The sequence below is a fragment of the Amphibacillus jilinensis Y1 genome, from assembly GCF_000306965.1.
GTDB lineage: Bacteria > Bacillota > Bacilli > Bacillales > Amphibacillaceae > Amphibacillus_C > Amphibacillus_C jilinensis.
On record NZ_JH976441.1, the window covers coordinates 101,388 to 114,452 of the forward strand.

Genomic DNA, 13,065 nt, shown 5'->3' on the forward strand with positions numbered 1-13,065 from the left:
TCAAAAACTCCTTTCTCTTAATGACAAATCCTTATGAACAAATGCTTTAGCTGCGATTATACCCATAATTACAATTGCCAAGACAAGAAAGACAATTGTATACGTAGGGGAAGGAAGCGACTGATTATTCCAACCTACAGAAGAAATGCTTAACCAATTAATCGGCGACATAAAAAAGATTATATGTCCGAAACTTAAGAAACCAAGATAGTAAGAAAATAACGAGAACGCAACAAACGATCCAGCTACCACGACACCACTGGTCTGTTTAATCAGTACATTAAAACACAAAATTGTCAATCCAATAAAAATAGTCACCAAACAGAAAAACAATAAGCTTAACACAGTAGCTTTGATCGGAGTCATTAATTCAACCAATTCCGGATTAAAAAAGATTGTGACTCTATCCGATGCAAGCATTGGGTCATTGGCAAGCGATCGAATGATGATCCCCCAGTCCATTGTAAATTTTAAATGAGGGATAAAGACAGCTACAGAAATTAAAAAAGTAATTATTGTAAAGAGAATCGATGATAAAACAATATATATAAGCTGTCCTACAAACCATTTTAGCCGCCCTATCCGCATTATCACAAATGGCATATGATGATCATTAAAGGGCGCATCACAAAACAATAAGATTGCTAAAAATGCAAACACTTGTAGCACTGGTGGAGTGAAGAGATGCGCGAAGACCCAAGGAGATATCCCTTCGCCAACATATGCAGTAAATCTGGCAAGCTCATGGGCATTGTAAAGTAAAAAGGTAAAGGTAATTATTAAAACAAGATAAATACGTGGATTGACAATCCATTTTTTTATATTCAAAATACTACAGCGTATAATAAGGGATAAATTAGCCATGCGCGACCCTCCTTTTCACACAATACACAGACAAATAACTTAATGGTAGAGCTATTATCAAAGCAATCATTAATTTTAATCCAAACGTCCGCAGTGGTGATCCGGCATCATAAATACTTTCAAAAATATAAAGTGCCCTTAAGTATCCTGGAATGCTCAAAGTTGATGTTATCCGGTGCCAGACAAAATAAAATACAGCCGGTGAAGCTAGCACAACAATAGGCTGCGGGATGACTGTCGATACAAAAAAAGCAATCATTGCAAATATGCTTGAACTAAGTGCAACATGTGAAATATAGATGACTAGATATCGAATCAGTTCATTATTTTCTACATAAACTGAATAAGCATCTTCAATATACACACCTTGATTAAGTGGGAACCAAAGCGTTAAAAGAACCACAACCAAGACTAACCCCACGACAGTGGTTAAGAAAGCTGAAATTGCACTAAATAAAAACTTACTTAAAGTATATAGTGTAACACCCGTTCGCATCACCCACGGAAAAACTGCTCGCTCCTGCCATTCACTTGCAAATGACAGAGTAAAGGGTATTAAAGGTAGCGTCCCTAAGACAAGCATAAGATTACCATGCGCCCCAGTTAACCCCATACCTAGTAAATCTATTGAACCGTAGGTACTAGATAAAAATGAGCTAATGGTAGCAATCACAATTAAGCTAATGAGGATACTGCACAGCAATAACCGCGCTGATAAGATTGAACGCAAAATCTGTATACGTTGTAAATTAATGATGATGCCCTTCATGATACTTCCCCCGCTCTCTTTATTCGTTCACCTGTCATTGCATTAAACACATAAAACCTGTAATCATAATAAGATTCCATCGAGCTAAACGTCTCTTTCGTTTTAACTTCAAAAACCCATGCCGGTATTAAGCGATACTGCTCATCATCGACTACAGCGACATAATTTAAGGTTAAATCACTAATAATGGTCTCCTTTTCAACAATAGAAAATTGATACAACTCTATTAATTTATCCATCGCATCCTGACGACTAATCAGTGGTTTCATTGAACTTTTTTCTATAGTCTTGTAATATCTCCTAACTTCCAGACTATTAAATCCACCATCATTATAAATAGCTGTAATCTCCGTTTGCGTAGCCTCTCCTTCTTCTATCGGTAGGTCTTGCCAAATCGCATTCATAAGAGGAATATCATCGATGACTTGCCTAAAATGCATTAAATAAGCTTCTTCACTTTTATTCCACTCAAACCATTCTTCTTCTCTCTGCTCTCCTAGAAGATAATGCGTGTAATGCTCTTGCATCGTATCAAGATCTAATGCATAGACCATATCCATTTGTAAATCCTTTAAACCTAAGTCAGCCAATTGTTCAACTATAATCTGCTCGACATCAAGATAAGGTGAAAAATCGAGATCAGTAAATGTTTGGAAGTCTTCATTATTATAATAAGAGCTAAGCTGTGCAGTTTGATTAGGTGGACCTGGATCACTAAATACAACAGCGTCATAATTAGGAAAACGATCTTTCTCACTCCTTGAATAGGATAGCCCACCATCAAGTCCGCCATATTCGCCGAATGCATCACCTCCATCATAGGTTATCAAATATTCAATAACCCCATCCCCTTCAGCTATGTATTGTGGACCCATTGCATAAATCAATTGTTCAACTATCTTTCCGTCTAACAATTGGGCGGCAACTATATCTATATCGAGATCAATAAAATCAGCTTTGTATTCGGCTGCCTCAGCATACTCGACAACTGATTCCAAATCAAAACCTACCTGAACTTGCTCTGGTAAGACACCACTGGAATTTGAGTCTTCATTTGATTGGCAGGCACTTAACAAAAATATAATAAATACAACCCATACATTTTTCCACATGAAAACACATCCTTAATAAATTGAAGCAGGATGCGAGTAATCCTGCATTTTCAAGAAATTAGGGCGCCCAAGTCCCCGCAACAGTATAGCGCGTAAAATCCCAGTTTGTCGGATATCCAGATAGACTATATGATTGTCTGACTCCACCATATCCTGAACGATAGGAGAAATTTCTTCTTCCAGATGTAGAAATATTACCTACAACATCTGTTGCTTATACAGTTGAGCCTCCGAAAACGCTTTAATGTACATATTATCCAAATAAATCAAAATACCTCCCTATAATTTTATTTGCATATGATATTTTAAAACGCTTTCCTTACGAGCTAAACTTTGCAAAATCGAAAGATACAGTATCGCAAAACTTTCTTCTAAACAAGTATTTAAAAATCAAAACAAATAATCCTTGTCTATTAAATACAATTTGCGTTCTCCTCCCACTAATGGGTCGGGAGGTGAATCAAGACACTAGCATCCATTAGCTCTATTCTCTATTTCGTGGTGGCCATTTTATGGGCGGTTATCCGTGTGAACATTTAGCGATTTTCTCAATCTGTTATAATGGAGTTAAAAGAGGCTTAAGAATTGAGGTGATCAACATGACGGAATACGAACAGCTTGTCTTAAATGAAATTGAGCAGTGGCGCAAGCAATTGGTCAAACGGCCCAGCATATTCGGTCAAATGACCAAGCAAGCACAGACGAAATTAAATACCTTAATCCCACAAAAGGCGCATGATATAATTACCGACAGTATTAAGCATATGGTTAAAGCTACCTTAGTCGGATCATACGTCACGACAAATAAAAAACAGCCGCTAGGCGATAACTTGTATGAGATGGACCAATTGTTTTTTGAAAAATTTAAATCGTTTCAGAAAGCCGCTGTCATCGAGGGTGCTGGCACTGGTGTTGGTGGATTTTTGTTAGCATTGACTGATTTCCCATTGTTACTATCAATAAAAATTAGATTTTTGTTCGAAGTGGCGACCATTTATGGCTATCATGTTGAGGCGTACGAGGAACGCATGTTTATTCTTTATGTTTTCCAACTTGCCTTTTCAAGCGATACCAAAAAACGTCAAACTTACGACTTCGTTTGCAATTGGAATGAAAAAAAGAAGTTTGTTACTGATGTTGATTGGTACACATTCCAACAAGAGTATCGAGACTATATGGATGTAGCGAAACTGTTTCAAATGATCCCAGGCTTTGGCGCAGTTGTCGGTGCTTATGCCAATCATAACTTACTTGAAAAATTAGGTGAGACCGCCAAGCGCGCTTACCAACTTCGGTATTTAACGGATAGAGGAATAATCAATCCCGACAGCGTCAGCGAAAATCACTAAGACGCTTTCATTTTCTGTTCAGATGTCTTTAATGCATTATTTTACGTACAAGTAATAAAGCAAAGAACAAGCATCATAAGTTAACGATGCTTGTCTTCCTCTGTGATCTGCCAATCAATCGGCTCACGACCAGCCTGTTCTAGGTACGCATTCGCTTTTGAAAATGGACGGCTGCCAAAGAAGCCACGATGTGCCGAGAGCGGGCTTGGGTGTGGCGACTTAACGATGTAATGCTTGCTCGTATCGATTAGCGCTAGCTTTTTTTGAGCCGCTGCCCCCCATAGTAAATAAACGACTGGCTCCTGCTTTTCGTTTAATACCTCAATGACACGATCGGTAAATCGCTCCCATCCTTTTCCTTTATGCGAATGAGCCTGTCCTTGTCTAACAGTCAGCACATTGTTCAAAAGTAAGACGCCCTGCTCCGCCCACTTCACTAAGTAACCGTGTGAAGGAATTGCGTAACCTAAATCAGTTTGTAGCTCCTTATACATATTTTGTAACGATGGTGGGATAGCTACCTGAGGCTTAACAGAGAAACTTAATCCATGCGCTTGGTTTGGTCCATGATAAGGATCTTGACCAAGAATGACCACCTTGACATGTTCAAAAGACGTGTAATGTAAGGCATTAAAGATGTTATTCATATGCGGATAAATAATATGTGTTTGGTACTCTTGCTTTAAAAATTGGCGTAATTGCTTGTAGTAGGACTGCTCGAACTCCTGTCCAAGAACATTCGACCAGTCATTATGTAAAATTTCCTTTGCCACGATTCTTTCATCCTCTCAAGTAACTTTGTTAGATAACCAAACAAGAAGATTGCATTGCTTCTGTAACTAGTTTAGCATACATACTAACACTTTCGTATAACCTTAAAGATTGGTTTAAGGGTCTCTACTAAGAAACCGCAAATTTCTAGCTACGAAAATATGTATAACAGCATATTTTCGTGGCTTTTTTTGTATCTTAAAACTAGTATCAAAGGAGGAATAAAATGCGAATTTTAATAAAAAATGCTGAAATTATCACGATGAATTTTGAAGAAGACATTATTTATGGTGACCTCTTGATTGAGGATGATCGAATTGTTGGACTTGGCTCTGATTTGGAAAATACTGATTATGATAAATGGATAGATGCTAGTGGCAAAACGATTATCCCGGGTTTTGTGCAAACCCATATCCATCTTTGTCAGACCGTTTTTCGTGGCCAAGCTGATGATCTTGAACTAATGGATTGGCTCAAACAAAAAATCTGGCCGCTTGAGGCCGCACATGATCAAGAATCGATTTACTACTCTGCTATGCTGGGCTTAGGTGAGCTGATCCAAAGCGGTACGACTACCATTGTCGATATGGAGACTGTCCATCATACCGATTTTGCCTTTCAAGCACTAGCTAAGAGTGGTATTCGCGCGCTTTCTGGTAAAGTAATGATGGACAAAGGCAACCAAGTTCCACTCCCCTTGCAAGAAAAAACAAGCGATTCGATTCAACAAAGTGTTGATTTATTAGAAAAATGGCATAACTATGACCACGGTAGATTACAATATGCTTTTTCACCACGATTTGTCGTATCCTGTACTGAAGCCTTATTAACTGAAGTTAAGCGACTTTCTGATCATTACGATGTGATGGTTCATACCCATGCCTCGGAAAATAAAGGCGAGATTGATATTGTCCAGCGGGAAACAGGAATGCGCAATGTCGTCTACTTGGATCACTTAGGCTTAGCTAACAAGCGTCTCATTTTAGCACATTGCATTTGGCTTGATCAGCTTGAAAAACAAATCATACGCGAAAAAGGCGTCCATGTTAGTCACTGTCCCGCTTCTAATCTAAAGCTAGCCTCGGGTATTGCTGATATCCCTGAGATGCACGGCCACGGCACCTGTCTCAGTCTTGGCGCAGACGGCGCTCCCTGCAACAACAATTTAGATATGTTTAACGACATGCGTCTGGCTGCCCTGATTCAAAAGCCCGTCCATGGCCCAACAGCAATGCCTGCCAAAGCCGTCTTTAAGATGGCAACCATTGGTGGAGCAAAAGCAATTGGGCAAGACCATGATATTGGAAGTTTAGAGGTTGGCAAGAAAGCAGACTTAGCCATTCTTGATCTGAATAATTTTCACACTTACCCTTCGGTGGAGGTTGACCCGATTTCACGGGTTGTTTACAGTGCCACGAGGGCTGACGTTGAGACAACGATTATCAATGGTAAGATCGTGATGGAAAATCGTCACATGCTTACGATTGATAAGGCGGATGTTTTACAACAAGCGAATCAATCAATTCGTCAGCTAGTGAAGCGGTCAAAACAATTCCTTAAATAACCATTCAATTTAATGTTTAACATTAAATATCTAATGATATTTATTAATTTTTAATTGTTTTTGCAAGGATATTACCATATAATGAAAACATATCTTGATTGAAGGGTGTGATTCAGTATGGAACAATCTTTGCGTTCGATGCAACAGACAACAAATAGAGTATTACAAGTTTTGAATTTTGTGTTAGCAGGTGGGTGTCTATTCTTTCTTATTGTATTCGTTATGTTAGTGTGGGCAAGCTTTTTACCAGGTGATTCCTTTTCAATCGAACAAGGAATAGAGCAATGGGCACTAAATGCTAACTTAACAGAAAATGGCACAAGCTTCTTTTCAACTGTGTCTTTTCGTCATCTCCCCAGCCTTCCAGAGCACAGGATTAATGTTAAAGCTGCTTTTTTGGTCCAGTTATTTTTCAACCTACTTATTTATTTATCACTATTCATCTATGCAATTTATCAATTAAAACAAATTTTACTAACCATGTACGAAGAAGATGGACCATTTACAATGGAGAATACAATAAGGTTAAAGCGATTAGGCTGGCTAATTGTCGGTTATGCTCTGCTTAGTGATCTCATTGTTCTGTTAGCTATGCTCGTATTTTCGACGCATACCTTCTCCATATCTTATGAAGTCATTAATTTTACAGCTTTAATCATTGGCGCAGTTTTACTCATACTCGCACATGTTTTCCAATACGGATCTTTTCTACAGCACGAATACGACACAACTGTATAGTGGAGGACCAAGATGGCGATTATTATAAGACTAGACCGCATACTAGCGGATAAAAAAATGAAACTAAACGATCTGGCGGAAGCCATTGATATTTCCAATGTGAATCTGTCAAATTTAAAAACTGGAAAAGTAAAAGCCATACGCTTTTCAACCTTGGAAGCAATTTGTCAGGAGCTAAATTGCCAGCCCGGTGATATTCTTGAATACCTACCCGATAACTAATGATCGAAAAATTTTAAAAAGGATGGTGTGAGCTGAATGACCAAATTAGCGCAAGCAGAAGCATTTTTAGCAGCAAAGCAGCAGGAAATGATTGATTTATGGGAAAACATTATTCGTATCGAAAGCCCCTCAAATGATGTTGCAGGTGTCAATGCCGTTGCAAGCTACTTAACAGATTATTGTCGCAAAGTGAATCTTGAGACAAAGACTTATCCTTTCAATCAAGCGGGTAGCAGTTTAATAGCCTATACCCCTGCTAGACATCTACCTAATATCGCTCTTGTCGCCCATATGGATACGGTGCAACCGGTTGGCTCATTCGGAGCTGATCCAATTACTTATCAAGATGGCTTCCTCCATGGTCCAGGAGCTTATGACTGTAAGGGTGGTATTGTCATTGCATTGTTTGTTATTCAAGCTTTACAACAAATGGGTTACGACAAACGACAGCTTAAGCTCATTTTGTCAGGTGATGAAGAGGTTGCCCATCAGCTTTCACAGGGGCAAGGTGCTAAGGTTTTTGATCTAGAAACGTCCTTTACCGCCACTGCATTCACTTGTGAAAGCGCCCGATTAAGTGGTGATGTCATTACAAAGCGAAAGGGCGGTGCTTTTTATCGATTCGACATAAAAGGGATTTCTGCCCACGCTGGCAATCATCCACTTGGTGGAGCAAGTGCGATCCAAGAAGCAGCCCATAAAATGATAGCGATTGAAAAGCATACTAACCCTGAGGGTACGACCTATAATTGCGGTGTGATTGAAGGCGGTACTGGAACAAATGTCATTCCAGATACATGTACCTTCAAGGTAGGCGTTCGTTTTAAAACAAATGCCGACTTAGATCAAGCAGAGCAGTTACTGCAAGCCATTAATGATCAAGCGTTTATCGACAACACGGTTTCAACGTTGACAAAAGAAGCCGCCTTTTTGGCAATGGAGGAAACCGAAAAAACGCCCGACCTATTCCAGCTTTACCACGATGCACGAAGTGATTTGGGCTTTCATAAACCTAAACCGTTGTATGTCGGGGGCTGCTCAGATAGTGCTTATTTAACCGCTAAAGGCATTCCGACATTATGTGGAGTAGGTGTGATCGGCGTTGACCCGCATTCATCGAATGAGCGTGCACGCGTTTCATCACTTCAGGAACAAGCACTTACGATTGTGAAAACGATATTGGATATGCCGGATCAGTTCTGAGCCCATACAACTTTTCACGGCGAACCGTTGATGATAAAAGCTTGTCACCGAGATTCCGCGTCAAGTGAGTGGAGCATAAGTTGCATCATACAACCTAAATAGCCTTTCAAATGAAACATCTAATATTTAGAAGGGAACAGCGACATTCTGCCGTTCCCTTCTCATTTTTATTCTTTTTTCGAGGAATTGTACTGTTAAAGGGTGCGTTATTTACATGTTGAGTATGGCATCGTTAGTCATGCTCATTCCACCATTGCCGCAATAGCTCCAGATGTAGCACCTGTTGCGGTATTAACAGCAACCTCTCCCCCAACTAACATTAACTCACACACGATGTACTACTTGATAATTAAATTTACACTTCGACCAACAACGACTGTTACATATCCCCCTTGTAAATCAGCAAATATTATAGTATTGCTTTTTGCCTATGCACTCTATTTTAAGAAAAAGATTAATTTTATTACGATCGGGTAATTGTATATAGGGATTTATAAAGCAAGGGGTGATAACTTGGAATTGAATGTAGGTTTAATTTGCGCTCCAGAACTACCTGAAACCATATGTAGAGAATTGATTGAACCATTAAGTAGGTATTGTCAAAATCATGTCGATGATAAATACGAGTGGACATTAGATATTATGGTTGACCCATTAACAGGAGCTGTAGAAGATTCAAAGGAAATATTTAATGAAGCGAGTAAAATAGCAGACCAACAAAATTGGGATTATACGATATGCGTAACTGATCTTCTTCTGTTTGATAAGAAGAAGATCATCTTAGCAGATCTAAACAAAGATCTTGATATCGCACTCCTCTCTTTGCCAGCTTTTGGTGCGCCACCAATGAAAAACAGAACATTTAAAATGATCAAACAAATTGTTTATGAACTGCATAATCAAGACCTAAGTGCTGCAAGAATAAAGGAAACCGCTACACATCAAATGAAGCAAAAATTGAGATTATCGCCTATTAAACGGAGGAAAGCTAGCATATCCGAAGAAACAAACGTGATCCGCTATTCTGTCGTGCCCAAAATAAATGGTAAAGTTAGGGCAATTTTTGGAATGACTTATGCCAATAGACCTTGGGCAGTGATTGCCTCTTTTAAACCCATTATTGCTGTCGCGTTTGCTACAGGTGCTTACACGTTAATTTTTCCTACGTTATGGGAATTAAGTATACATTATAATCTGTTAAGACTCGTCGCCATTACCTTTGTAGCTATTACTAGTATGATTATTTGGATGATCGTTTCCCATCATTTGTGGGAGAAACGTACTAAAGAAGGAAAAGCCAAAATGAAAAAACTTTATAATACAACGACGTTAATAACCTTAACTGTTGCAGTGTTAGCCTATTACATCGTCCTCTTTGCTATATTTTCAATTGCAATCGTCTTTTTTGTTCCGCCCGACTTATTTGAATCCTTGACAGAGATAGAAAAAGATGTAACACTAACTAGTTTTTTACGTTTAAGCTGGTTAGCAACTTCAATTGCAACGTTAGCAGGATCGATAGGCGCCAGCGCTGAAAGCACAGAATTAATTCGTAATATCGCCTATGGTTATCGGCAAAACCGGCGCTATAATGAAGTAAAAGAACGCAATGTTCAAGATGATAACAACTAGCTTAACATTGAACAAATATGATATAATGAGCTTTGACTTTTAAGATAGGAGCAGATATAATGCAACAAAATAACAGTCGTGAACATGCGCTATTGAAAATCTCAGTATATGGCGCTATTATTTTTTCTGTGACTGGAATCGTCATTGGCTTGCTTGTTGGCGCTCAAATGATTTTATTTGACGGGCTATATTCACTCGTGAGTTTGGGGCTTTCGATATTATCTTTAATCGCAGCGAGGTTTATTAGTAAGCATGATATTAACAATTATCCATTTGGTAAAGATAAAATTGAGCCGTTAGTCGTGCTAATCAAATACTTTGTTATACTCGTACTTGTTATCGCCTCCCTTATTTCAGCTTTAATGGCTTTAGCCTCTGGTGGTAGAGAAGTAGCCGTAGGTATTGCTTTAATCTATTCAACCCTAGCAACAGTTTTATGTATTGGCATCACCTATTATTTAAAAAAAGAGGCTAATAAAGTACGTTCTGCCCTTTTACAAGCAGAAGCTAATCAGTGGTATATGGATACATTAGTTAGTGTTGCTGTGTTAATAGGTTTTGTAATCTCATATTTACTTAATCTTTTTATAACAACTCAATTTATCGTACCATTTATTGATCCAATTATGGTCATAGCTGTATCGATTTATTTTATTAAAGTACCCATTGAGGAAATGTCGACTGCATTACGTGAAATCTTAGACATGCCACCGAAGGGAAAAATGCCAGATCAAATTAAACAATTTATCAAGGTGCTTGCCAGAGAACGTGATTTTGATGAAACCATTGTGAGAATTACTAAAGTAGGTAAAACTTTGTGGGTTGAAATTGATTTTGTCATTAAAAAAGAGGAATTAGCGTCTTTAACTGATCAAGACCAAATTAGAGAAGCTATAGACCGCTACTTAGATCAATATCCTTATCAAAAATGGTTAACGGTCTCCTTTACAAAAGATCGGAAATGGGCATTGTAAAAAAACAAGCCAGTAACCCATGATTATTTTTTAAAAAAACAACAAAATACTGTCACAAGGTTAGGCGCACTAAACACTCAGGTGTTTAGTGCGCCTTATAGTATATCTCCTGTGCTCTCTTACTTATTTTACATGTTATTGAAAGTCGAGTAAGAAGTATTTCTTTTTACCGCGTCTAACGATCGTATATTGATTATCGATTCGATCATCCTCTTGAATTTGATAATTCAAGTCTTGTTGACGTTCACCATTAATATAAATCGCACCATTTTGAATATCTTCACGTGCTTGCCGTTTAGATGAAGAGATATTCCCCTCAACTAACAGATCAACTAATGGCTTTGTCTCCTTCGCCAACTGCACAGTGGGAACATCATTAAAGCCTTGTTTAAGCTCGGCGCCATTTAATTGCTTAATTTCCCCACTAAATAATGCTTGTGATATACGTTGTGCTTGTGCCAATGCTTCTTCGCTATGGACTAATTTTGTCAGCTCTTCGGCTAATCGAATATGTGGAATCCGTTTTTCTGGAGCTTCTTCTAACTGCACTGCCAATTGATCAATTTCTTCAATTGATAAAAACGTAAAGTATTTCAAAAATTTTATGACATCACGATCATCTGTATTGATCCAGAATTGATAGAACTGATAAGGTGTTGTTTTTTCTGGGTCTAACCAAACTGCTCCTCCTGCTGTTTTACCAAATTTCGTTCCATCTGCTTTGGTAATAAGCGGGACAGTCAGACCAAACACTTTAACCTCATCTTCGCTTGTTCGACGAATTAATTCCATACCTGCTGTAATATTTCCCCATTGATCACTGCCCCCAATTTGCAATGAGCAATTTTCTTTTTGAAATAGATTCATGAAATCATAGGACTGTAAAATCATATAAGTGAATTCGGTAAAGCTTATTCCATTTTCTAAACGTGACTGAACAGAATCTTTGGCTAACATATAGTTCACACCAAAGTGTTTACCTGTATCACGCAAAAATTCAATGAGGGTTAATGACCCTAACCACTCTGCATTATTTCGAGCAACAGCGCCGTTGGCTTCTTTTTCAAAGTCTAGAATTTTAGCCAATTGTTGCTTGATCCTATCACTAAAGTATTCAACCGTTTCGCTATCATTTAATTGGCGCTCACTGGAACGTCCACTTGGGTCACCTATCATCCCTGTTCCCCCACCAATTAATGCAATGGGGCGATGACCTGCTTGTTGAAACCTTTTTAGCATTAGCGCTGGAACTAAATGGCCAATATGCAAACTATCTGCTGTCGGGTCAAAGCCGCAATACAGCGTAACGATATCGTCCTGTAAATGCTTTTTCAACCCCTCTTCATCAGTCATTTGCTGAATAAGTCCTCGCATTTCTAAATCTTGAATAATGTTCATGTTTACCATCTCCTTTAATATCAAAACATTCTTCCATACAACCTTGCGACAGGAAATTGACGATTGAATCTTTTAGAAAAGGCACACTCGCTCGCTTTCTAGTGAATATGTTAACTTTTCTTAATGTTAGCCCTTTAAAATTTTTGAGCTTGTTACTTCCTACTTTTTGTTGTATCATCCTTTCTTAACAAACAAAAAAAGAGCAAAACACATCCCAAAAGGGACGAGTTTTACTCTCGCGGTACCACCCTCGTTGCAATCTATCATTGCCACTTGAATTGATATCGATGCACTATGTTGCACCGCCTACACCTTAAGTTGTGTATAGGAAGCTCAAGAACGTAATTCACGCTAATACTATGCTCTGACTTGCACCATCCGTCAGCTCTCTTAAACCAGGGAATATTAACATTACTTCAATCTATCATCACTAAAATATTTACTGTTGTGTTACATTATTATCATAATT

Annotated in this window: 12 protein-coding genes, 1 riboswitch and 1 other annotated feature; of the genes, 7 read left to right on the forward strand and 5 right to left on the reverse strand. The window is 38.4% G+C overall.

What is annotated here, in order from left to right; all coding sequences use genetic code 11:
• The 3 genes from B494_RS20275 to B494_RS0116155 are packed head-to-tail and all read right to left on the reverse strand — an operon-like array spanning nucleotide 1 to nucleotide 2,745.
• Nucleotides 1-864 (reverse strand): hypothetical protein, encoded by an 864-nt coding sequence (locus B494_RS20275; protein WP_017473424.1) that lies wholly within the window; start codon nucleotides 862-864, stop codon nucleotides 1-3.
• Entirely contained in the window at nucleotides 857-1,633 is a 777-nt protein-coding gene (locus tag B494_RS0116150; RefSeq protein ID WP_017473425.1) for a hypothetical protein, read from the reverse strand. Before B494_RS0116150 ends, B494_RS20275 begins: the two co-directional genes overlap by 8 nt.
• A complete protein-coding gene (locus tag B494_RS0116155) occupies nucleotides 1,630-2,745 on the reverse strand; it encodes a hypothetical protein (RefSeq protein ID WP_017473426.1) in 1,116 nt (371 codons plus the stop codon). The genes B494_RS0116150 and B494_RS0116155 overlap by 4 nt, the downstream gene beginning before the upstream one ends.
• Before the next feature lie 599 nt (nucleotides 2,746-3,344).
• On the opposite strand from B494_RS0116155, the gene B494_RS19685 reads away from it, so the two are divergent.
• The gene (locus B494_RS19685) at nucleotides 3,345-4,094 is read left to right on the forward strand and encodes an EcsC family protein (protein ID WP_033193719.1); all 750 of its coding nucleotides are present in this window, start codon (nucleotides 3,345-3,347) and stop codon (nucleotides 4,092-4,094) included.
• 80 nt (nucleotides 4,095-4,174) lie between these two features.
• Here the strand turns inward: B494_RS19685 and B494_RS0116165 are convergent, their stop codons facing one another.
• Nucleotides 4,175-4,867, reverse strand: a complete 693-nt coding sequence (locus B494_RS0116165; RefSeq protein ID WP_017473428.1) for a uracil-DNA glycosylase — start codon at nucleotides 4,865-4,867, stop codon at nucleotides 4,175-4,177.
• 72 nt (nucleotides 4,868-4,939) lie between these two features.
• A riboswitch (purine riboswitch) is annotated at nucleotides 4,940-5,039 on the forward strand.
• 52 nt (nucleotides 5,040-5,091) lie between these two features.
• On the opposite strand from B494_RS0116165, the gene B494_RS0116170 reads away from it, so the two are divergent.
• From B494_RS0116170 to B494_RS0116200, 6 genes are all read left to right on the forward strand, one after another.
• Complete coding sequence (locus B494_RS0116170) at nucleotides 5,092-6,429, forward strand: 5'-deoxyadenosine deaminase (RefSeq protein WP_017473429.1); 1,338 nt, start codon at nucleotides 5,092-5,094, stop codon at nucleotides 6,427-6,429.
• A gap of 117 nt (nucleotides 6,430-6,546) precedes the next feature.
• Nucleotides 6,547-7,167, forward strand: a complete 621-nt coding sequence (locus B494_RS0116175; protein WP_017473430.1) for a DUF2975 domain-containing protein — start codon at nucleotides 6,547-6,549, stop codon at nucleotides 7,165-7,167.
• A 12-nt stretch (nucleotides 7,168-7,179) separates the two neighbouring features.
• Nucleotides 7,180-7,389, forward strand: a complete 210-nt coding sequence (locus tag B494_RS0116180) for a helix-turn-helix domain-containing protein (protein ID WP_017473431.1) — start codon at nucleotides 7,180-7,182, stop codon at nucleotides 7,387-7,389.
• A 36-nt stretch (nucleotides 7,390-7,425) separates the two neighbouring features.
• On the forward strand, nucleotides 7,426-8,592 hold the full coding sequence (locus B494_RS0116185; protein ID WP_017473432.1) for a M20/M25/M40 family metallo-hydrolase: 1,167 nt from the start codon (nucleotides 7,426-7,428) through the stop codon (nucleotides 8,590-8,592).
• Nucleotides 8,593-9,105: 513 nt separating this feature from the next.
• Nucleotides 9,106-10,224, forward strand: coding sequence for an MFS transporter (locus B494_RS0116195; RefSeq protein WP_017473434.1), 1,119 nt, complete (start codon nucleotides 9,106-9,108; stop codon nucleotides 10,222-10,224).
• A 59-nt stretch (nucleotides 10,225-10,283) separates the two neighbouring features.
• Entirely contained in the window at nucleotides 10,284-11,198 is a 915-nt protein-coding gene (locus tag B494_RS0116200; protein ID WP_017473435.1) for a cation diffusion facilitator family transporter, read from the forward strand.
• Between the two features lie 135 nt (nucleotides 11,199-11,333).
• Here the strand turns inward: B494_RS0116200 and tyrS are convergent, their stop codons facing one another.
• Nucleotides 11,334-12,596 (reverse strand): tyrosine--tRNA ligase, encoded by a 1,263-nt coding sequence (gene tyrS, locus B494_RS0116205; RefSeq protein WP_017473436.1) that lies wholly within the window; start codon nucleotides 12,594-12,596, stop codon nucleotides 11,334-11,336.
• A gap of 216 nt (nucleotides 12,597-12,812) precedes the next feature.
• Nucleotides 12,813-13,033: a binding site (T-box leader), on the reverse strand.
• Nucleotides 13,034-13,065 lie beyond the last annotated feature (32 nt).

Excerpts from the sequence above, each read along its gene's own strand:
- B494_RS20275 (WP_017473424.1), bottom strand. The coding sequence starts at position 864 with ATGGCTAATTTATCCCTTATTATACGCTGTAGTATTTTGAATATAAAA.
- B494_RS0116150 (WP_017473425.1), bottom strand. The coding sequence starts at position 1,633 with ATGAAGGGCATCATCATTAATTTACAACGTATACAGATTTTGCGTTCA.
- B494_RS0116155 (WP_017473426.1), bottom strand. The coding sequence starts at position 2,745 with ATGTGGAAAAATGTATGGGTTGTATTTATTATATTTTTGTTAAGTGCC.
- B494_RS19685 (WP_033193719.1), top strand. The coding sequence starts at position 3,345 with ATGACGGAATACGAACAGCTTGTCTTAAATGAAATTGAGCAGTGGCGC.
- B494_RS0116170 (WP_017473429.1), top strand. The coding sequence starts at position 5,092 with ATGCGAATTTTAATAAAAAATGCTGAAATTATCACGATGAATTTTGAA.
- B494_RS0116175 (WP_017473430.1), top strand. The coding sequence starts at position 6,547 with ATGGAACAATCTTTGCGTTCGATGCAACAGACAACAAATAGAGTATTA.
- B494_RS0116180 (WP_017473431.1), top strand. The coding sequence starts at position 7,180 with ATGGCGATTATTATAAGACTAGACCGCATACTAGCGGATAAAAAAATG.
- B494_RS0116185 (WP_017473432.1), top strand. The coding sequence starts at position 7,426 with ATGACCAAATTAGCGCAAGCAGAAGCATTTTTAGCAGCAAAGCAGCAG.
- B494_RS0116200 (WP_017473435.1), top strand. The coding sequence starts at position 10,284 with ATGCAACAAAATAACAGTCGTGAACATGCGCTATTGAAAATCTCAGTA.
- tyrS (WP_017473436.1), bottom strand. The coding sequence starts at position 12,596 with ATGAACATTATTCAAGATTTAGAAATGCGAGGACTTATTCAGCAAATG.